Annotated in this window: 11 protein-coding genes and 1 pseudogene; 5 read left to right on the top strand and 7 right to left on the bottom strand. The window is 59.6% G+C overall.

The window, feature by feature from the left end:
* The first annotated feature begins 71 nt into the window (after nt 1-71).
* A complete protein-coding gene (locus IMX17_RS04870; RefSeq protein ID WP_227414456.1) occupies nt 72-10,811 on the top strand; it encodes a hemagglutinin repeat-containing protein in 10,740 nt (3,579 codons plus the stop codon).
* Nucleotides 10,812-11,128: 317 nt separating this feature from the next.
* On the opposite strand, the gene IMX17_RS04875 is transcribed toward IMX17_RS04870, so the two are convergent.
* Nucleotides 11,129-11,440, bottom strand: a complete 312-nt coding sequence (locus IMX17_RS04875) for a hypothetical protein (protein ID WP_370570916.1) — start codon at nt 11,438-11,440, stop codon at nt 11,129-11,131.
* On the opposite strand from IMX17_RS04875, the pseudogene IMX17_RS04880 reads away from it, so the two are divergent.
* Nucleotides 11,373-12,116 (top strand): annotated as a pseudogene (locus IMX17_RS04880) (hemagglutinin repeat-containing protein); the annotation flags it as partial. The gene IMX17_RS04875 and the pseudogene IMX17_RS04880 sit on opposite strands and share 68 nt — an antisense overlap.
* A 63-nt stretch (nt 12,117-12,179) precedes the next feature.
* Here the strand turns inward: IMX17_RS04880 and IMX17_RS04885 are convergent.
* From IMX17_RS04885 to IMX17_RS04900, 4 genes are all read right to left on the bottom strand, one after another.
* On the bottom strand, nt 12,180-12,644 hold the full coding sequence (locus IMX17_RS04885) for a surface-adhesin E family protein (RefSeq protein ID WP_052759949.1): 465 nt from the start codon (nt 12,642-12,644) through the stop codon (nt 12,180-12,182).
* Nucleotides 12,641-13,252 carry a hypothetical protein gene (locus tag IMX17_RS04890; protein WP_046898208.1) on the bottom strand — a complete coding sequence of 204 codons (612 nt, stop codon included), beginning with the start codon at nt 13,250-13,252 and terminating at the stop codon, nt 12,641-12,643. The genes IMX17_RS04885 and IMX17_RS04890 overlap by 4 nt, the downstream gene beginning before the upstream one ends.
* A gap of 489 nt (nt 13,253-13,741) precedes the next feature.
* Nucleotides 13,742-15,808, bottom strand: a complete 2,067-nt coding sequence (locus IMX17_RS04895; protein WP_193549378.1) for a carbon starvation CstA family protein — start codon at nt 15,806-15,808, stop codon at nt 13,742-13,744.
* 123 nt (nt 15,809-15,931) lie between these two features.
* Nucleotides 15,932-16,150 carry a hypothetical protein gene (locus IMX17_RS04900; RefSeq protein ID WP_164094896.1) on the bottom strand — a complete coding sequence of 73 codons (219 nt, stop codon included), beginning with the start codon at nt 16,148-16,150 and terminating at the stop codon, nt 15,932-15,934.
* Between the two features lie 43 nt (nt 16,151-16,193).
* Between IMX17_RS04900 and IMX17_RS04905 the strand changes: the two genes are divergently transcribed.
* Both IMX17_RS04905 and IMX17_RS04910 read left to right on the top strand, forming a co-directional pair.
* A complete protein-coding gene (locus IMX17_RS04905; RefSeq protein WP_182264359.1) occupies nt 16,194-17,357 on the top strand; it encodes a M20 aminoacylase family protein in 1,164 nt (387 codons plus the stop codon).
* Between the two features lie 30 nt (nt 17,358-17,387).
* Nucleotides 17,388-18,698 carry an MFS transporter gene (locus IMX17_RS04910; protein WP_193549379.1) on the top strand — a complete coding sequence of 437 codons (1,311 nt, stop codon included), beginning with the start codon at nt 17,388-17,390 and terminating at the stop codon, nt 18,696-18,698.
* Nucleotides 18,699-18,773: 75 nt separating this feature from the next.
* Here IMX17_RS04910 and IMX17_RS04915 read toward each other — a convergent pair whose 3' ends face one another.
* The gene (locus tag IMX17_RS04915; RefSeq protein WP_193549380.1) at nt 18,774-20,708 is read right to left on the bottom strand and encodes an exoribonuclease II; all 1,935 of its coding nucleotides are present in this window, start codon (nt 20,706-20,708) and stop codon (nt 18,774-18,776) included.
* A 185-nt stretch (nt 20,709-20,893) separates the two neighbouring features.
* Entirely contained in the window at nt 20,894-21,421 is a 528-nt protein-coding gene (gene gloA, locus IMX17_RS04920; RefSeq protein ID WP_193549381.1) for a lactoylglutathione lyase, read from the bottom strand.
* Between the two features lie 99 nt (nt 21,422-21,520).
* Here gloA and IMX17_RS04925 point away from each other — a divergent pair, with 99 nt between their 5' ends.
* On the top strand, nt 21,521-22,375 hold the full coding sequence (locus IMX17_RS04925) for a LysR family transcriptional regulator (protein ID WP_193549382.1): 855 nt from the start codon (nt 21,521-21,523) through the stop codon (nt 22,373-22,375).
* The last annotated feature ends 12 nt before the right edge of the window (nt 22,376-22,387 follow it).

Here is a 22,387-nt window from a genome sequence, read left to right on the forward strand (position 1 = left end):
CGGGCCAAGCATTAGTGGCGGCTTGCCTGACGTTGACCGTAACGGATTGATATTGATCACGGATGTGACCCATGAATAAACATTGCTATCGCCTTATTTTCAGTCGCACTCACGGGGAACTGCGGGTGGTTTCCGAACTGGCCCGCAGCTGCAGCACCGAATCGGGGCAAAGCCGCAGTGCGGGCGCTCCCCGCCTGTGGGTGACGGTGCGGCGCTCAGTGTGGATGCTGGGGCTGGCCTTGTTCGCCGGGCCGGCGATGGCTGACGGCATTGTGGCGGACGGTGCCGCCAATCCTTCCCTGCGGCCGGAGATTATCGCCACGCAAAATGGGCTGTCGCAGGTCAATATCACGGCCCCCAATCAGGCAGGGATATCACATAACCAATATCAACAGTTCGATGTTGACGCCAAAGGCGCCATCCTCAATAACTCGGCGGTGATGACATCGACCCAGGTGGCCGGGATGATCCAGGGCAACCCGAACCTCACCCCCAACGCCGCGCCGGCCAGAGTGATCCTCAACGAAGTCAATAGCAATAACCCCAGCCAGCTGCGCGGCTTTTTGGAAGTGGCCGGCGGCAAGGCGCAGGTGATCGTGGCTAACCCGGCGGGGATCGTGTGCAACGGTTGCGGTACGATCAACGCCGGGCGCATGACGCTGACGACCGGCAAACCGCAGATGAACGCCGACGGCAGCATGGCAGGTTATCAGATCGAACGCGGCGTAGTGCGCGTTGAGGGCGGCGGCCTCAACGGCGATGCCCGTCACGATACCGAATATGTAGACATTATGGCACGCGCGGTCGAGATCAACGCCGGCGTGTGGGCCAAGGAGAGCGTGTCGGTGGTGGGCGGCCGCAACCGGGTGAGCGCAGACGGCAAAACGGTGACGGCGCTGGCGGATGACGGCGGCGCCAGACCGGCGCTGGCAATAGACATGGGTCAGATGGGGGGCATGTACAGCGGCAGCATTCGCATGATCGGCACCGAGGCTGGCGTCGGCGTGCGCAACCAGAATGGGCAAGTGCAGGCAGGTAAAACGCTCACCGTCAGCAGCGAAGGCAAGCTCAGTTGGCGGTCTGATGCACCGGATGCCGCCACGCAGTCCGGCGGCGACACCAAACTGGCGGCGAAAGGCGACATCGAGTATCGCGGCAAATTGCACAGCGGCGGTCAGCTGGCCGTGCAGAGCCGGGAGGGGACGCTGACGCAGTCCGGCACGCTGGCGGCGGCCGGGGATGTGCGGCTTGACGCCGCGCACGGCATTCAAAGCAGCGGCCATCTGCTGGCGGGCAGCGATGTCGACAGCCGGATTGTGCGCGACGCGAGCCTGCGCCTTGACAGCCAGGGCGACATTCGTGCCAGCGGCAGCTTACTGAGCAAAAAGGCGGTTAGCGCCAGCGGGCGCCGCGTTGATCTCAGCGGTGCGCAGGTGGCGGCGGCCCATGCCTCGCTGGCGGCCCGGCAGGGCGGCGTGGCGTTGCGCCAATCGACCGTCGATAGCGGTGAGTTTACCGTGAACACCCCGGGTGATGTGGACGCCCGGCAGGCTCAGATCAAAACCGGGCGCTGGCAGGTTGATGCCAACAATGTGTTTGGCCAGGGGGCCGTCTGGTCCCAAACCGGCGGTGGCGAAAGTCGTTTCAGCCTGGGCGGTGAGCTGAATAATAGCGACGGCACCATTGAGAGCCGCCAGCTTGATCTCAAGGCGGCGGCGTTGATCAACCAGCGCGGCCGTCTGGTGGCGCTGGGCGACGCGGCGCAGCACTGGCGGATCGGCGGCCTGCTCGACAACAGCGACGGTGAATTGGGCGGCAACGGCGATCTGCGGCTGGATGCCGGCAGGCTTGATAACCAGGGCGGCAAGATAACAACGCCGGGTCAGTTGGTGGTTCAGGCGGGCGGTGCGATCAACAACGCCGGCGGCGGCCTGTTCGCCGGCCAGGCTCTGGAGCTCGAAGCGGGCGGCGAACTGAACAACCAGTCCGGAACGGTGGAAGGCAGCCGGGTGCGGCTGACGGCGCAGCATCTGAATAACGCGCAAGGCAAGCTCGTCAGCCAGCGCAATCTCGATCTGACCGCCGGCCGCGTGGGCAACCGGGGCGGTCTTATCGGCGCAGGAGAGAAACTGGATCTTCACGCCGGTGACTGGGACAACCGCGGCGGTACGGTGCAAGGTGAAACGGCCGTTACGGCAACGGCAACTACCCTCAGCAACGACGGTGGCAAGCTGCTGTCCGGCCAAGCGTTAATTCTGAACACCATGGGGCCGGCGACTAACCGCGCGGGTGAAATCAGTGGCGCGGGGCTGACGGTGAGCACCGGCCGGCTCGATAATACGCAGGGCAAGGTGATTGGCTTGCAGCGGCTTGAGCTGCACGCTCGCCAGGGATTGGACAATGCCCAGGGGCTGCTGGGTGCCGGCCAGACATTGACCGTGCGCACCGATGGCGCGCTGAATAACCGCCACGGCACGATCTCGGGGCACGGGCAAACCCACATAGCGGCTGGGAGTGTGCACAACGAGGCCGGAAAGGTGCTGGGCGGGCAACAACTGGTGCTGAACAGTGCGGCAGAGTTGGTGAACCGCGAGGGCGAAATCAGCGGGGAATCGCTCACGCTGGCGGCACAGCAGGTGGATAACGGCCAGGGCAAAGTGGTGGCTCGTCAGGGGCTGGAACTGACGACGCAACGGGAACTGAACAACGCGGCCGGCTGGCTTGAGGCCGGCAACGCCCTCGTCGTGCAGGCCGGCGGTGACTGGGATAACCGCGGCGGCGGCGCGCAAGGCGGCCGGCAGGTTGCTGCCTCGGTGCGCACTCTCGACAATACCGGCGGCAGCCTGCAGTCCGGCGGCGATCTCCGTTTGGATGCCGCAGGCGATGTCCGCAATCAAACCGGTAAGCTGACCGCACAGCGATCGTTGGCGGTTAATGGCGGCGCCGCCAGCCTGTTTGACAACGACGGCGGGTCGTTGCAAAGCGGCGGCGATCTGTCGCTGCAGGGTGGCCAGTTGACCAACCGCGCTGCGGGGGTGGTCTTCAGCGAGCAAGGGCTTGCCCTTAACCTGGCCGGCGGCTGGGATAACCAGGGGGGCACGTTTACCGGCAATGGGCGCACCGAGGTACGCGCCGCCGGCCTGAACAATGCCCAGGGGGCGATCAATGCGCTGGACAGCCTGGATATGCAATTCACCGGCGCGCTGGATAACCGCCGGGGCAGGATTTTCAGCACGTTATCCCAGGCCCTCACGGCGCAGGACATGTACAACGCCGAGGGCTGGATGGGCAGCCAGGGCGGCTGGCACGCCGTCAGCGGCGGTTTTGACAACGCGCAAGGCAGCGTACAAAGCCAGCTGGATGCGCAGCTGTCGGCGGGCTGGCTGAACAATGCCAAAGGGGGGCTGCAGTCGGCGGCGGATTTGGTGCTGCGCGTTGCGCAGGATGTCGATAACCGTGGCGGTAAGGTCTCGGCGCAGGGGGCGCTTGCTGTTATGGGGGCCAAAGACGGCGAACACGCCGGCGCCATCAATAACGCAGGTGGTCAGTGGCTGGCTGGCGAGGGGCTGAGTATCGCCGCCCGTGCACTCGACAATACGCAGGGCGGGCTGCTCTACAGCCAGAAACAACAACGCCTTGCGCTGAGCGACGCGCTGAACAACCGCGATGGGAAAATGCAAAGTGGCGAGGCGCTTCAACTCGACGCGCAAACGCTGAACAATGTCGGCGGTCAGATCGAGGGCCAGCAACAGGTGGCGCTGCGTATTCTCGGCATGTTTGATAATACCGGCGGCGCGGTGCGCAGCAATGGTGAACAGCAGGTGTCGGCGGCTGGCATTGTGAACCGTCAGGGCATATTCAGCAGCCGGAGCGGCCTTGATCTGGCCACGGCGCGGCTGGACAATACCGGCGGCACGCTCATCAGCCAGGGAACGGGCGCCTACCGCATCGGTACGCTCAACAACCAACAGGGCAAGGTGCACAGCGGTGGGGCGCTCACGCTCGACGGCGCCCAGGTGAATAATCAGGGTGGGCAGCTGGTTTCGACCCAGCGGTTGACGCTCAGAGCTGCAGAGATAGACAACAGCGCTCAAGGGGCGCTGAGCAGCCAGGCGGCGTTGGAGGTGCAGGCTGAGCGCCTGAACAACCGCGACGGCGGCCTGATCCTCGGCTCTGCCCAGACCGACATCGCCGCGCGCGACATCGACAACACGGCTGGGCGGCTTCAGAGCGTCGGTCCGCTCACGCTCACGAACGTGGCCTCGCTGGACAACCGCCAGGGGCAACTCCTCGCCAACGGCGATCTTGGCATTAACGCCGGCCTGTCGCCGGCCGATTCGCCGCTGGTATTGCTTAACCAGGGCGGGCGGCTGGAGAGCGCCGGCCAACTTACCCTGCATGCGCGCACGCTGGATAATCAACACGGCAACTTGGTGGGATTGCAGGCGCTGAACCTGTCTGCGCAGCAGGACTACACCCGCCAGGCCGGCGAAAACATCAGCAGTAACGGCACGGTGACGTTCTCCCTGAACGGCGCCTTTATCAACCTGGTGGACTGGTTGCTGCCGGGCAATCTGGTGCTCAATGCGGCCAGCATCGCCAATCCGGCATCGCTGGTGGGCAAGACGCTACAGCTGACGGCCGGGGCGTTGCAAAACACCGGGCGTATTGAGGCTGACAGCATGACGCTGAACGTCGATACCCTGGACAACGCCGCGGCGCTGATGGGGGACGCTATCACCGTGCGTGGGTGTGTCATCGACAACCACGGTCAACCTGCGGTGATGGCGGCGACCCAAAGCCTGACGGTGCAGGCCGGTGAACGCCTGACTAACCGGGATGGGGCACTGATCTACAGTGCAGACCGTCTGCAGCTGCACAGTGATGACCTGATTGAAAACCGGGCGAGCTTTATCGAAGCTGACGGTGATGCCACCGTCGAGGCTCGGCGTCTTGATAACCTGCGCGAAGGGCTGGTGATTGAGCGTGACGCCGAGAAGAGCGATTACAAATGGCATCGCTACAACTACTACTGGCGCTCCTATGGTTCGGCGGTCAACCCCGATAAAAGCACCATGGCGCCAACCACCCAACAGCTGAGCTTCCAGGATGACGTGGCGGCCCAGAACAATCGCTACGGCACCCTGCTGGCTATTGATGCGGCGGGCAAACGCGCACAGGTGCGGGTCAAGGACAATAAGGGCACACTTACCGACCTGTGGGTTAACTACCTGGCGCTCAAGCCGAATGCCGACGGCAGCTATGCCATGACGTTCTACGAAACGCGTGGGGGAAATCAGCTGGCAACCATCCCGACGCCTTATCAAAACGGCTTCCATTGGGAGCATGACTGGACGCAGGTGATGACGTGGGATCCCGAGAAGCATGTCGATATTGACAGTGCGCCGTTCGTCACCGATTACAACAACTTCCGCGAACGTACCGAGACCGGCACGCTGACGCGCGACAGGCTGGTCTCCGAGGGCATCGGCGCGCGTATTCTGGCGGGCGGCAATATGGTGCTGCGCATCACCGGGCAACTGCTTAATGACGCCAGCGTCATTACCGCCAACGGCAACCTGACGCAGGACGGCGGCGGCAGCCTGGACAACCGCGGTTACTCGGTTAACGAACGGCGCCAGGCGGTTATCGTCGACCACTATGACAAGGACACGCATCACTGGTATCCGACGTTCAACCGAGACGAGACCACGGCGCTGGCGACCGTTGACGGCGTGATCACCGGCAGTGGCACGGTCACCATCAATGGGGCTCGCATCACTAACACCACGGTCAATCAGGCGCAAATCAGCCAACTTGAAGCGGCATTAAACGCCGTGGATGCCGAACGCGCCGAACTGGAGCGCAATCCGCTGGGCTTTGCGGTAGAGGGCGCTGGTATCCAGAATGGTGACACGGCGCTTGCTCCGGGCGAGCAAATGACAAGACCGGGCGCCATGCCGTCTTCGCCGCTGGGGCGTCCGCTGTTGCCGTCTGAGCTGGCGCTAACGCAGTTACAGCATCTGGGCAATGTGGCTACCGCGATCCCCAATAACGCGCTGTTCAGCCAACCTACGGCGGCCGGCAGCCCGTTCCTGGTGGTGACCGACGAACGCTTTACCCGCCGCGAGAACTTCATCAGCAGCGACTATATGCTTGAGCGTGTGGGCTATGATCCTGCGCAGGTTCATAAACGCCTTGGAGACGGTTTTTACGAACAGCGGCTGGTGCGCGAGCAGGTGCTGGCGCTGACTGGCAAGCCGTCTATCAGAGGTGAAGATGCGATGGCGCAGTACCAGCAACTGATGAACAACGGGGCGAAGGTGGCGCAGGACTTCCATCTGGTGCCGGGCGTGGCTTTGACGCCGGAACAGATTGCGGCGCTGCAGCAGGATATTGTCTGGCTGGTGAGCGAGACGGTGCAAACCGCCGAAGGCCCGCAAACGGTGTGGGTGCCGAAGGTGTATCTGGCGCAGACCACGTTGCGCCTGACCGGCGATGGTGCGGTGATTGGCGGCGGTAGCCTGCAGCTCTCGGCAAGCAGTGTCACCAATGCCGGCAATCTGTTTGCCGATAAGGCGCTAACCGTTGATGCCGGGCAGTTCCTGCACCAGGGCGGTGATATCAAGGCCGGCAGCATTGACGTGCGGGCCGACAGTCTGACCCTGAGCACTAATCTGCAGGAGGCGCTGCGCCAGGCGACGATGAACGCCGGCGATATTCGTCTCAGCGGCGCCGATATCACCCTCTCGGGGGCGAAACTCGATGCGACCGACACGCTCAGCCTGAGCGCGCGCAACGACCTGACCATCACAACCGCCAAAAGCAGCCATATCGCCGACCTTGAGGTTATCTCGGGGGCAATGGGTAACCGCACCCGTGGCGGCACGGAAGCGGCAGGCTCCCGGATGGCGCGCGTGAACGGCGAATGGCAGCAAACACAGGGGAGTGAGCTTAACGCCGGCGGCAACCTTAACCTTTCGGCCGGCCGGGACGTTACGTTCGCTGGCAGCCAGGCCAAGGCCGGCGGCAGCACCCGCGTACAGGCCGGCGGCGATATCGCTATCAGGGCCGAGAACACCACCAATACCACGCATCTGGCCGCCAACAGCCGTACGTCATCAGTCAGCAACGATCGCCAGGAAGAGCGCCTGACATTAAGTGCACTCGGCGGCGACCAGGGCGTCACCCTGGTGGCGGGCAACCAACTGCTGGCCGAAGGCGCGCAGGTTGACAGTAAAGAAGGGCGTATCGGCATCAGCGCGCAGGACGTGACCATTAAAGACGCGCGCAGCCGCACGCAAGATCTGGACAGCGAAAACAAACGTGAGGGCAAAACCAAAAGCCATCGCATCGAACAAACCGAGCGCGAAATCAGCACCGGCAGCACCTTCAGCGGGCGCGACGGCGTGACGGTAGTCGGGCGAGAGGGCGACGTCACCATTACCGGCAGCACCCTGCACAGCGACCAGGGCGCCATCGCCCTGCAGGCGAAAAACGATGTCACCCTCAATACGGCTACCGAGCGAGAGTCGCGCTACAGTGAGGAGCGTTCGGAGAAAAAAGGCTTCCTCAAAAAAAGCAGCAGCCACAGCGTAGCGCGCGATGCCACCACGCGTGAGAAAGGCACGCTGCTGAGCGGCGACAGCGTCAGCGTCAGCGCCGGTAATGATCTGACGGTCACCGGCTCGGCCATTGCCGCCGACCGGGACGTGAACCTGCAGGCCGGCCGTAATGTCGATATCGGTGCGGCCACCGAGACCGACACGCATTACCTGCTGGAAGAGAAGAAAAAGAGCGGCCTGCTGGGTAGCGGCGGCATCGGCTTCACGATAGGCAAGCAGTCGAGCAAACACGAAATCGACGAGAAAGCCACCACCCAGAGCCAAAGCGTCAGTACCGTCGGCAGCAGCCAGGGCAGCGTCAATATCTCGGCGGGCAACCAACTGCACATTGGCGGTGCCGACCTGGTGGCGGGCAAGGATCTGGCCCTGACCGGCGACAGCGTGACTATCGATCCCGGCTACGATCAACGCACGCGCAAAGAAACCTTCGAGCAAAAGCAGAGCGGCCTGAGCGTGGCGCTGTCGGGCACCGTGGGCGGCGCGCTCAACACCGCCGTCAGCACTGCGCAGCAGGCGAGAAAGGAAGGCGATGGGCGCCTGAACGCGCTGCAAAACACCAAGGCGGCGCTGTCCGGCGTGCAGGCGGCGCAAGCCGTTGAGCTCGACAAACTCAATACAGATGCAGGGAAAGGCGCCACCAACACGGTGGGCATCAGCGCCTCCTACGGCAGTCAGTCGTCGAAGAGCGAAACCCGCACCGACAGCCGCCAGTCGCAAGGCAGCACGCTCACCGCCGGGCAAAACCTGTCGATAACGGCGCAGGGCAATAACCACAGCGCACAGAGTGGCGATATCGCCATCGCCGGCAGCCAGCTGAAAGCGGGCAAAGACCTGTCGCTCGATGCGGCGCGGGACATCAGCCTGCAGTCTGCGCAGAACAGCGAAAGCACCGTTGGCAAGAACAGCAGCAAAGGCGGCAACGTTGGCGTCGGTATCGGCGCCGGCTCGGGTGGTTATGGCATCAGCGTCTCGGCCGGCGTCAATGCCGGCAAGGGGCATGAGAGCGGCAACGGCCTGACCCATACCGAAACTACCCTGGATGCGGGCAGCCATCTCAGCCTGACCAGCGGCCGCGACACCAAATTGAAAGGCGCGCAGGCCAGCGGCGAAAAGGTTACCGTCGACGTGGGCCGTGACCTGACGCTGCAAAGTGAACAGGATAGCGACCGCTATGATGCCAAACAGCAAAACGCCAGCGTGGGCGGCAGTCTCACCTTCGGTTCGATGACCGGCTCCGCCAACGTAAGTGCCAGCAAGGACAAGCTGCACAGCAACTTCGACTCGGTAAAAGAACAGACCGGGCTGTTTGCCGGCAAAGGCGGGTATGACGTCAAGGTCAAAGAGCATACCCAGCTCGACGGCGCGGTGATAGCCAGCACGGCAGACAAAGAGAACAACCGCCTCAATACCGGCACGCTGGGTTGGAAGGACATTCACAACCAGGCGGACTACAGCGCGACGCACAGCGGCGGCAGCTTCAGCACCGGCGGGCCGGTGGGCAAAGAGCTGTTGACCAACACGGCCGGCGGCATGCTGTCGGGCGCCAACAACAGCGGGCACGCCGAGGGCACGACAAAAGCCGGGGTCAGTGAGGGAACGCTGATAGTCCGTGACACCGACAAACAGCAACAGGATGTGGCGCAGCTAAACCGGGATACCGAACATGCCAACGACGGCAGCATCAGCCCGATATTCAACAAGGAGAAGGAGCAGAACCGGCTGAAGCAGGCGCAGCTTATCGGCGAGATTGGCGGCCAGACGATGGACGTCATCCGCACGCAGGGCGAGATTGCCGGGCTGAAGGCACAGAAAGACCCGGCGGCGCTGGCGCAGGCCAGGGAGCAGCTTGAGAAGAGCGGCAAACCGACGAACGATGCGGCGGTGATGAAGCAGGCGTACGACAACGCAATGCGGCAATACGGTACCGGCAGCGATCTGCAGAAGGCGGCGCAGGCGGTGACGGGAGCGCTGACGGCGCTGGCGGGCAATAACCTGGCGGGCGCACTGGCGAGCGGTGCTTCGCCGTACCTGGCGACGGAAATCAAGAAACGGGTCGGTGAGGATAATATCGCCGCCAACGCGATGGCACACGCAGTGCTTGGTGCGGTGACGGCGCAGCTGAACAACCAGTCAGCCGCAGCAGGAGGACTGGGCGCGGGTGGCGGGGAACTGGCGGCGCGCTACATTGCCGGCCAGCTGTACCCGGGCAAAACGGCGCAGCAGCTGAGCGAAAGCGAGAAACAACAGGTCAGCGCGCTGAGCCAGTTGGCTGCAGGGCTTGCAGGCGGCCTGGCGACGGGGGATACTGCGGGAGCGGTGACTGGCGGGCAGGCAGGGAAGACGGCGGTGGAGAATAACTTCCTCAGTACGACATCTTCAACGAAACGGGATGAGTTGGCAGAGAAAGTGCTGCAAGGTGATAAAACACTGCAAACCGCAAAAGAGTTTTTACAGTTGGAAAATGCCGATCAACGTAGTGATGCACTGGTCGCCAAATTCAACAAAGATCCGACAGGGATGACATCGGGAGAACGCGCTGAGTTGACCAGTTATCTGATGGTCTACGCTGCCGAAATGCAGGCTCAGTACGGTGAGGCAGTCACTAAAGAACTCATTACTGGAATGCTGACAGGGCAGGATTATCTGAAATCAGCCCCGCAGACTGAAGCCCAGCAAAAAGCGCAAACCATCATGAATACCTGGGGCTACCATAAATCCAATGCGAGTATTGGGGACCCTGTGGTTCTGTATGGTCTGGGGCCGCTGGGGAACTCAATCAAGGCAGGGATGCTAGGCAATGCGGCGATAGGCGTTGGTGTTAATACAGCCGTTCAACTTGGTGGTAAAGATCCCTTTAACTACGTTGATGCGATACTTGCCGGTGTTACTGCCGCAGCTACTACAGGTAAAGGCATAGGTGTATCTGCTGGAATCAATATGGGCGGAGCAGCTTTGGGTAGTGCTGTAAAAGGTGAGGACCCTACTAATTCTACAATTGGTGCAGGAGTTGGTTCTGTTCTTGGTAGTGTCGGAGGAGCGATAATAAAAGGTTCAACTTCAACGGTTGCTAAAGAAAGTATATCTGACCTGACTGGTGCAGTAGGGGGAAGTTATATCAGTGAAAAAACTGGAAACTTGGTAAAAGATACACTTGAGGAAATAGATAAAAACAATGTTAAAAAATGACTTTTTTCGGCTAGTTAGTCTCGTACTAATGTGTCTTGTTTTATTTTTTTTCTTTGATGCCGCTTCTGTACTGCTCGCGTCGTTGTTGGTTTATTTTAAAACGGGAGTTTTCTTGTTCAACTGGAAAGATATTTTTTCCTCATTCTTGCAGACAGGATACATAGGAGGGGGCGTCTTGGGGACGGCTATTTGGATTAAAATCAAGATACAAGAACACCAAGTTAGGAAAAAAAACAACAGATCCAATTAGCTTTACTTTTACAAAGTGGTTAACGATAGTCTTATAAATCCCGGCCGGTTGGCCGGGATTTTAGCTTTTATACCCTAAAAACGTCCACTTCCTGCCGCTGTAACCGGAGCACACCAGGCGCAGCGGTGACTTCCAGTTGTTCCGCATCGGTAATGTCGGACTCGGTGAGCCAGTCATCGCCGATAATTAGTTCGCCGTTCTCCCGCGCCCAATAGGCTACTAAATCCTGCCTATCTTGGCTGGTCTCGCAGAGTTTTTCCTGGCTGGCTTCGTTAGTGACGACAGTGATCTTGAGTGTGGGATGCTGAATCGTCTCGGCCGGCGTCAATGCCGGCGAGGGGCATGAGAGCGGCAACGGCCTGACCCATACCGAAACCACCCTGGATGCGGGCAGCCATCTCAGCCTGACCAGCGGCCGCGACACCACGCTTACTGGCGCGCAGGCCAGCGGCGAAAAGGTTACCGTCGACGTGGGCCGTGACCTGACGCTGCAAAGTGAACAGGATAGCGACCGCTATGATGCCAAACAGCAAAACGCCAGCGTGGGCGGCAGTTTCACCTTCGGTTCGATGACCGGCTCCGCCAACGTAAGTGCCAGCAAGGACAAGCTGCACAGCAACTTCGACTCGGTAAAAGAACAGACCGGGCTGTTTGCCGGCAAAGGCGGGTATGACGTCAAGGTCAAAGAGCATACCCAGCTCGACGGCGCGGTGATAGCCAGCACGGCAGACAAAGAGAACAACCGCCTCGATACCGGCACGCTGGGTTGGAAGGACATCCACAACCAGGCGGACTACAGCGCGACGCACAGCGGCGGCAGCTTCAGCACCGGCGGGCCGGTGGGCAAGGAGCTGTTGACCAACACGGCCGGCGGCATGCTGTCGGGCGCTAACCACAGCGGGCACGCCGAGGGCACGACAAAAGCCGGGGTCAGTGAGGGAACGCTGATAGTCCGTGACACCGACAAACAGCAGCAGGATGTGGCGCAGCTAAACCGGGATACCGAACATGCCAACGACGGCAGCATCAGCCCGATATTCAACAAGGAGAAGGATTAGTGTGTTTGATATATGTCATAAAAGAGGCTCGAAATAAGCCTCTTTTATTAAAGTGGATTGTCAACTTTGTGCGTCGATGGCCTTCTTATATTTCACGCAATAATTTTGCCATCCCATAGCGTCAAGACTGTTATTTTCTGCGATAAGCCACCTGCTCGAACTGAGTGGGTAGGGAACAATCGCTTTTCCCGTTGCATATTTGTCAGAGAAGAAGCCAATGGGGAGTTTTGTGTACTTATTTTCGGTATTGCAATCATAAAGTATTTTTTCTTTTATGGATTGAAACTTTTTACCAACTACCGTATCCTCTTTAAAGAATGAAATAATCATCTCAAATTGAATAATGTCGCTATTGCCCTGGTAATGCCACGAGTCCATTTTCTTCAGGTAGGTAATCGAGTCGCTTCCCTGGAATAATTTGGTATACCCTGGTGGTGGAGATGTGTCTTTTGATTTTTCGCTGCTACAACCTGATATGAGTGCGAAACCTAAGAGTGTGATGATCAATTGGTTGTATTTTTTCATTTTTTCAATAACCCAGTAAGATATAAGTCTTTGTCAGTAATTTTCCCTTGTAATGTACACATGATACTCACAACACCTTTCTCTTTATTGTCTTCTATTATAAACAATTTTTCTGCTGAGTTCTCTTCTGGTGCTACACCGTCAACGGCTGAGTTATTAGCCATCCATTGGCCATCAACGGTGTTTCGTATCATTGGGTTGTAGGTGTAAATATTTCCAATTTTAACTAGGTTGATTTTCTGGGATAGAATTTTCACAATCTCATTAAAGGATTGAAGGGACTCAAACCCCCAATAGTAGAATTGGCCTTTCACATCAAATGTGCTAATTTCTTTGTATTTATCAAAGTCGGTATAAGTAACAATAAAACTATTAACCTCAATGCCTTCCGGGGATGTAAATGTGGTCGGGGACGATAATTTTCCGGTGGTTTTTAACATGGATATATCTAACGAAGGGATGAGCGACTTTAAATTCCCATCATTCTGTATTTCTTTAAAAAATGATGCATCGCAGTTTGCGAGTGCTTGAATTGTTGAGTTAGCGTTTGCGTATTCTGCAATTCCCATCAATATATAGAGCAAGCATGCCATATGTCTCTTTTTCATAATCATTTCCTTATGTTACGTTTTAAAACAATCTGAAATATAACATAACGATAATGGAAGATCAGCAATGATACCCTTGTGATACTTCAGTTTCTTTGCACTTCGGTAAATGCCCATTGCACCGAAGCTTCTGGTATGTATGTTCCCGAGTAGTCGCTGAAAATCTCCTATCTCCTATCTCCTATCTCCTATCTCCTATCTCCTATCTCCTATCTCCTATCTCCTATCTCGTGTCTTTACTGCACGTTGTGGTCTAGCGTCAGGCGAACGGCATGGCCGGGTGCCAGTCGTGCCATACGCAACTGAGCGAAAGCAAAAAATAGAAATAGCCTAGGCAGGCAAGAAATAAAACAGCTGCAGCAGTCCGTAGATCGGTGAGGCGGAGGCGGATGCCGCCGTAAACGCAATATTGCCCACCGGCGCGGTAACGACCCAACCCCTCGAGCAGCGCATTGCTCGAGAGGCCGGCCGTTTATCTTGACCTCGGACTTAGCCGCGGCCGATCTCCTCTCGCAGTGCGGCGCTGACCTCGTGCGCCGTCGGTTGTTCGGAACGCAGCGCCCGGCGGATGGCGAAGAAAGCGGCGATCAGCATGGTCACCGCCACCAGCATAAAGAACCCGCACAGCGCGGCGTTGATTTGGTTGCTGAACACGATGGTCTCCATGTCTTTTAACGACTTGGCCGGCGCAATGATCGTACCTTGCTCGATGCCGGTGGAGAACTTCTTCGCCTGCGCCAGGAAGCCGATGCTCGGTTTTTCGTGGAAGATCTTCTGCCAGCCGGCGGTCATGGAGGTGACGAACAGCCAGGCGGTCGGCAGAATAGTCACCCAGGCGTAGCGCTGCTTCTTCATCTTGAACAGCACCACGGTGCCGAGGATTAGCGCCATCGATGCCAGCATCTGGTTGCCGATGCCGAACAGCGGCCACAGGGTATTGATGCCGCCGAGCGGATCGACCACCCCCTGATACACGAAGAAGCCCCAACCGGCCACCGCCACCGTGGTGCCCGCCAGGTTGCCGAGCCAGGAGCGGTTGTTGGCCAGCTGCGGCACCGCCACGCCCACCAGATCCTGCACCATAAAGCGGCAGGCGCGGGTGCCGGCGTCGACGGCGGTCAGGATGAACAGCGCTTCGAACAGAATGGCGAAGTGGTACCAGAACGCCATCATCGCCCGGCTGTTGAACACCTCACTGATGATGTGCGCCATGCCCACGGCGAAGGTCGGGGCGCCGCCGGCGCGCGACAGGATGGAGTTCTCGCCCACCTCTTTGGCGATCAGCGCCAGCGTCTCCGGCGTGACGATAAAGCCCCAGCTGTTAATGACCTGCGAAGCATTTTCCACCGTGGTGCCGATCAGCGCCGCCGGCGAGTTCATGGCGAAGTAAACGCCCGGATCCAGCACCGAGGCGCAGATCAGCGCCATGATGGCGACGAAAGACTCCATCAGCATGGCGCCGTAACCGATAAAGCGAATGTGGCTTTCGCGCTCCACCAGTTTGGGCGTGGTGCCGCTGGAAACCAGCGCGTGGAAGCCGGAAATGGCGCCGCAGGCGATGGTGATGAACAGGAATGGGAACAGGGCGCCAGCGAACACCGGGCCGCTGCCGTCGATAAAGCGCGAAACCGCCGGCATTTTCATCTCCGGCATGGCGAAGACGATGCCGATGGCCAGACCGATGATGACGCCGATCTTCATAAAGGTCGAAAGGTAATCGCGCGGCGCCAGCAGTAGCCACACCGGCAGCACCGAGGCGACGAAGCCGTAGATCACCAGCACCCAGGTCAGGGTGGTGCCGTGCAGCGTGAAGAACGGCCCCCAGTACGGATCTTGCGCCACGTTGCCGCCGTAAACGATCGCCAGCAGCATCAGCACGAAGCCGATTACCGAGATTTCAGCGATCTTACCTGGGCGAATAAAACGCATGTAGACGCCCATGAACAGGGCGATCGGGATGGTGGCGGCGATGGTGAACAGCCCCCACGGGCTGTCGGCCAGCGCCTTCACCACCACCAGCGCCAGCGCCGACAGGATGATGATCATCACCCCCAGCGCGCCGAGCATGGTGATCACCCCGGCGAACGCCCCCAGCTCTTGCTTGGCCATCTCCCCCAGCGAACGTCCGTCGCGGCGGGTGGAGATGAACAGCACCAGAAAATCCTGCACTGCGCCGGCCAACATAACGCCGACCAGGATCCAGATGGTTCCCGGCAGGAAGCCCATCTGCGCGGCCAGGATCGGCCCCACCAGCGGCCCGGCGCCGGCGATGGCGGCGAAGTGGTGGCCGAACAGCACCCATTTGTTGGTGGGCACATAGTCCAGGCCGTCGTTGTGGCGTTCGGCCGGGGTCAGACGGCGGTCATCCAGTTCAAAGACCTTGTCGGCGATGAACCGGCTGTAGAAGCGGTAGGCGATGCTGTAGCAGGCGACGGCGGCGACCACCAGCCAGACGGCGTTGACGTGCTCGCCGCGGCTGAGCGCCAGCATGGCGAAGGCGAAAGCGCCGACCAACGCCACCAGCAGCCAGATAAGTCCGGACCTGATGTTTTTCATGAAACAACTCCTTGGCGTACAGAGGTAGAAATTGACGTTGTTATTAGGGATGACGTTTTAACAGTAGAAGTTTTGCCGCTGAACCGTGGCAGGTCGGATGAGAAATGTGAAGCAAGTGGGGTTTTAGTGTAAAAACAACGTGATGAAACCCCATTGGTGCAGGCTGTCGTCGCAATGTGGCCCGGCAGCGTTTCCTGCTGCATTTTTAATTTTTATCTGGCGGATAATATCTAAACCCATCGCTTGCGCGATCCCTTTGGCATTATTTTTCTGTATTGCCGACACAAGGGGTACTAATAAACGTTTTGCGTGATATATCTTGGCTCGCGCTCGAAGCGCCATTCATTTATTTCACAAATAATAAAGTCAATAAAAGGAATTAATAATGATAGATAAAGTCATTGCAGGTTATTTACCGCAGCTAACGGCCATTCGTCATGATATTCATCAGCACCCGGAGCTTGGCTTCGAGGAGTTTCGTACCAGCGATTTGGTGGCGGATTATCTGAGTTCGTGGGGGTATGAGGTGCACCGCGGATTGGCGGGCACCGGCGTCGTCGGTACGCTGCGAGCGGGCGCCGGTGCGAAGCGTCTCGGGCTGCGCGCCGATATGGATGCGCTGCCGATCGAAGAAAACAACGGCAAATCCTGGAGCAGCAGCGTGCCCAACCGCATGCACGGTTGCGGCCACGACGGCCATACCACCATGTTGCTCGGCGCTGCGCGTTACCTGGCGCAAACCCGCCGCTTCAATGGCACGCTGCATCTGATTTTTCAGCCGGCGGAAGAGACGCTGGGCGGCGGCGCGTTGATGGTGGAGCAAGGGTTATTCGAACGCTTTCCCTGTGACGCCATCTTCGCCATGCACAACATGCCGGGTCTGCCGGTGGGCGAGTTTTTCTTCCGTCACGGCGCCTTTATGGCTTCGACGGACCAATTCGTCGTTACCGTGCAAGGCTGCGGTGGGCACGGCGCTATGCCGCATCTGACCGTCGATCCGGTGCTGGTGGCCTCGCATATCGTCGTCGCGCTGCAAAGCATCGTCTCGCGTAATACCGATCCGCTGGAGGCGGCGGTGATCACCGTCGGCAGCATTAAGGCCGGTGAGGCGGCCAATGTTATCCCGGACAGCGCGGAAATGCGGCTTAGCGTGCGATCGCTGGGGCGCGAGTGGCGAACCGAGCTGTTAACGCGCATTCCTGCGCTGATTCAGGCGCAGGCGCAAAGCTTCGGTGCCACGGCAATCGTGAACCACATCAACGGCGCTCCGGTATTGGTTAACGATGAGGCCATGACGCGCTTCGCGCATCAGGTGGCGCAGCAGCAGTTCGGCGCCGCGCGCGCGCACTACGGCGCCAAGCCGCTGATGGGCAGTGAAGATTTCACCTTCATGCTCGAGGCGCAGCCGCAGGGTTGTTATCTGCTGATCGGTAATGGCGACGGTGAAGGAAGCTGTATGGTGCATAACCCGGGATATGACTTTAACGATGAATGCCTGGCGGCGGGCAGCCATTATTGGGGAGCGCTGGTGGAAGCCTATTTAAAATAAACTAAAAGAATAATAACAGGGAAGGTCATAATGAGTGAAAATACGGCGGTGACGCAATCAGAAATAAATGCGCCGTCGAAGACGGGTGGCAAGAAAGTGATATTTGCCGCCTCCTTCGGTAATGCACTGGAATTTTTCGACTTCGGCATTTATAACTTCTTCGTCATTTATATTAGTGTGCTGTTCTTTCCGCCGTCGAGCGATCCTAATCTGGCGTTGCTGCTGGCGTTCGCCACGTTCGGCGTCAGTTTTATTATGCGGCCTTTGGGCGGTATTTTGATCGGCGCTTATGCCGATCGCCGCGGACGCAAACCGGCGATGATCCTGACGATTTCACTGATGAGCCTGGGTACGGCGATGATCGGTTTTGCGCCGACCTACGCCAGCGCCGGCTATTGGGGGACCATCACGCTGGTGGTGGCGCGCCTGATCCAGGGCGTGGCGGCGGGCGGAGAGGTGGGGGCGTCAATGTCGTTGCTGGTGGAGTCGGCGCCGCCCAATCGGCGCGGCTTCTATTCCAGCTGGTCACTGGCGACGCAGGGCATTGCCAGCGTGATTGGCGGTGTGACAGCGCTGGGGTTGAGCGCCGCGCTGCCGCTGCTTTCGGGCGAACCGAACGCGATGGCTGAATGGGGCTGGCGCATTCCTTTCTTTATCGGCGTGGCGCTGGCGCCGCTCGGTTGCTGGCTGCGTCTCGGGCTGGAAAGCGACCGGCCGCCGGCGGAGCGTACCCATGAGGCGCCTGTACCGCTGCGCAAACATTCCCGGGCGGTGATGCTCGGCGTGATGTTGACCATCGGCGCCACCGTCGCGACCTATATCTCGATGTACTATCTGGGCACCTTTGCGGTTAAGTACCTGGGGATGGCGCAGACCTACGGGTATGCGGCGATGCTGCTGGCCGGGATTATCACCTTCGTCGGCAGCCTGCTGGTCGGGCATTGGTGCGATCGTTATGGCCGTCTGCCGCTGATCCGCTGGGCGCGGATCGCCATTTTGTTGCTGGCGTTGCCGGTTTTCTGGCTGTTGACGGTGGCGCCGCATCCGGCGGTGTTGCTGAGCGTGGTGGCGTTGATGGTTGCGCTGACAACGTTAGGTTCTGTTCCGACGTTGTTGATGATTTCCGAGCTGTTTCCGCAGCGGGTGCGCGCGCTGGGGTTTGCGCTGGTTTATAGCCTCGGCGTCGCAATTTTCGGTGGTTTTGCCCAATACATCGCTTCACAGTCGATCGTGCTCAGCGGTTCATTGTTAGCGCCCGCCGGCTATCTGATGCTGGCGACGCTGATCTCGCTGGCCGCGTTGCCGCTGTTGCGTGAAACCGGCGGCGATCCGCTGCGCTAGCAGACGCGGGGCAAAAAAGCGCCGGCGGTTTTCACCGCCGGCGCTTGACGCTTGTTACCGCACGCTATCCTACCGTCAGACCGCAGGGCGGGCGATCACGCTGCGGGTTTCCATGCGCACTTCGGCGATGGTGACCTGCAAGGTGTCGCTCTGGCGGTAAACCACTTCACCTTTGATCTGCACGGTGCCGGTTTCCTGGCTGCATTGCATCTCGTCACGCACCGCATGAATGAACGGCGCTGGGATGAAGGCAACCGCGCCGTTGTCCAGCAGGCGCACGCGCAGGCCGCCGCGTGTCACGTCGATAATCTCGGCGTTGAAGCGGGTATCGGTACCGGCCTTGTCCTGCAGGAAGCGCGCGTACAGCCAATCGCCGACGTCGCGTTCCGCCATGCGGTTCAGGCGGCGGCGTTCCGCCAGCTGCACCGTCACGTCATCCTGCGGTTTTTCCGCCGGCTGCTGGTTGATGATCGCCTTCAGCAGGCGATGGTTGACCATATCGCCGTATTTACGGATCGGCGATGTCCAGGTGGCGTAAGCCTCCAGCCCCAGACCGAAGTGTGGCCCCGGCGTAGTGCTGATCTCGGCGAAGGTCTGGAAGCGGCGGATGCGGCTGTCGAGGAACTGGGTCGGCTGCGCATCCAGATGGCGGCGCAGTTCGCAGAAACCGTCGAGGGTCAGCAGCTTCTCGGCTTCGGCTTCCACGCCGTTAGCCTGCAGCACGGTGACCGCTTGCTCGACCAGCGCAGGATCGAAACCGGTGTGCACGTTGTACACGCCGAAGCCCAGGCGATCGCGCAGCACGATGGCGGCGCAGACGTTGGCGGCGATCATGCATTCTTCAACGATGCGGTTGGCGCTGCGGCGCTGCTCGGTGACGATCTCCAGCACGTCGCCTTTTTCACCCAGCACGAAGCGGTAGTCCGGGCGATCTTTGAATACCAGCGCATGCTGGTGGCGCCAGGCGTTGCGCGCGTCACAAACGCGTTTCAGCAGGGTGATCTGTTGCGCGATGGCGTCGCTCGGCGGCTGCCAGCCGGCAATGCCTTCCAGCCAGTCGGAGACTTCGTCGTACACCAGTTTGGCTTTGGATTCGATCTCGGCGGCGAAGAACTGAATATCGTCGCCCAGCGCGCCGTCGGCGGCGATGGTCACGCGGCAAGCCAGCACCTGACGGCGCTCGTTAGGGCGCAGCGAGCACAGGTTGTCCGACAGATCGCGCGGCAGCATCGGGATGTTGAAGCCCGGCAGATAGTTGGTGAAGGCGCGCACGCGGGCGATATCGTCCAGCTTGCTGCCTTGTTCTACGTAGGCAGTAGGATCGGCGATGGCAATGGTCAACTGCAGCGAACCGTCACCGTTGTCGGTCACGTACAGCGCATCGTCCATGTCTTCGGTGCTGGCGCTGTCGATGGTGACGAATTCGAGCGCGGTCAGATCTTCACGCACCAGCGCCGCGTCCGGCTCGCTGAGGGCCTGCATCTCCGGCGCCTCTTTTTCCAGGTTGTGACGCGCCAGCGTCACCCACCACGGGGCGAAATGGTCTTCACCGTCGGTGATAAACTGGGTCAGGTCGGCGTTGAAGCCGCGATCGCCTTTCAGCGGATGGCGGCGCATTTCCGCCACCGCCCAGTCGCCGGCCTGGAAATTGTGGGTCAGTTCACGCACCGGGCGGCACGGAATCGCGTCTTTCAGCAACGGATGATCGGGCACGATGGACAGGCGATCGTCGCGCTTTTGCACGCGGCCGACAAAGCGCGACAGGAACGGCTCGACCAGGGTTTCCGGCTCGGCGATTTCGCGCTCTTTCTCGGTGTGCAGGGTGGCGATAATGCGATCCCCGTGCATGACTTTCTTCATGTACGGCGGCGGAATGAAGTAGCTTTTTTGACCGTCTACTTCAAGAAAGCCAAAGCCTTTCTCAGTCCCTTTTACGACGCCTTCAACGCGCGGGGTCTGAGAGTGAAGTTGCTGTTTTAGCTGCGCCAGCAGCGGGTTATCTTGAAACATATCGTCCAGTGAATGGGTTGTGAGTGGCAAGATTTGCGGCTGACAGTTTTACGCGAATCACCCGCTGCGAGCAAGCCTAACGTCACGGAACCCCGCGTTGCCGCGCGATTTTGCGCAAGATTGGTCAATCGAAGGGCGAACGAAGAAAAATCCCGGCGCGCAGGCCGGGGTGAAGGAGGGGGCAATCAGTCCTGCAGCGGCGTCGGCTGCAGGATTTCAATCCAGTAATCGTCCGGATCGCGAATGAACGCGACGTAGTTCATGCGGCCTTCATGCAGGCGTTTCTGGAAGGTGACGCCCAGGCGCTCAAAACGTTCGCAGGCGGCGCGCACGTCCGGCACCGTGACGCACAGGTGGCCAAAGCCGCGCGGCTCGCCGTTGCCGTTGTGGTAATGGAAATCCGCCTGATTTTCGGTGCCGTGGTTATGGGTCAGCTCGAGAATGCCCGGTTGGCTCAGCGCCCAGCGTTTGCGTTCGTCGTCATCCTGCGGGATCTGCTCGCGCGGGCTGCGCGTCAGGTAGCAGATGGTGAAGGCGGCCTCTTTGAACTCTTCCAGATAGACCGGGGTAAAACCCAGTACGCGAGTGTAGAAATCCAGCGCTTTGGTCAGGTCTTTCACGCGGATCATGGTGTGGTTGAACACGTAACCGTCGGTTACCGCGTCCGGTTGGGCCGCCACGCCGGGCAGCGACAGTAAATCATTCAGTGGCATCAGTGATCCTCCTCAGGGTGTCGACAGACTGTAGGTGAAATCGATGCTAATCTAAAGTGATTGTTTTTAACTAAAACACTTACTAAAAGTGAATGAAACATGAAGCTGAGCCAACTGAAGTTTTTCTGCACCGTGGTGGAACACAAAACCATCGCCGCCGCCGCCCGTGAGCTGCACTGCGTGCCGTCCAACGTCACGCTGCGGCTGCGCGAGCTGGAGGAGTCGTTGGGCGGCGAACTGTTTTTTCGCGACAAGAACCGGCTGTACGTCAATCCCAAAGGCCGGTTGTTCTACCAGCAGGCGCGCGACATCGTGGCGCAGGCGGAGCGCAGCAAGCAGCTGTTTGCCGACGAGCACCAGCATGGGCTGCTGAACCTCGGGGCGCTGGATTTCTCGCTGGTCAGCCATTTGCCGGCGCGTATCGCCCGGCTGCGCCGCTTACAACCCCATCTGCAGATCAACGTGCTCAGCCGCGATTCATTGGTGCTGGAGCGCATGCTGATCGACAGCGACCTCGATCTGGCGATTACCGACGGCCCAATTGAACATCCGTTGCTGGCCAGCCAAAAGGCGTTTGACGAACGGCTGGTGATGCTGATGCCGGCCGATGCCGGGCAGCCCGAGGCCGCCACGCTGGCGGCGCTGGAGTTTTACACCTTCAGCCGAGAATGCTCGTTCCGCCTGAAGGTGGATCACTGGCTGGCCTCACGCGGGCTGAAACCGCGCATGACGCTGGAAATGGAGTCTTATGCCGCGATGGCGGCCTGCGTGCAGGCAGGTTGCGGCGTCGCCTGCGTGCCGGGTTCTTTGCTGCCGCAGATTTTGCCCGCTCCGGGGCTGAAGGTGGTGGAAATGGGTGAGGAGGGCGCGAGCGATCTGTACTTCGTCTGGCGACGGCACCAGCTGTCCGACGAATTACAGACCATCCTGGCGATATTGAAGCGCCCGGCGTGAACCGGGCGCGCG

The organism is Serratia sp. X3 (assembly GCF_014982455.1).
GTDB classification, from domain to species: domain Bacteria; phylum Pseudomonadota; class Gammaproteobacteria; order Enterobacterales; family Enterobacteriaceae; genus Serratia; species Serratia ureilytica.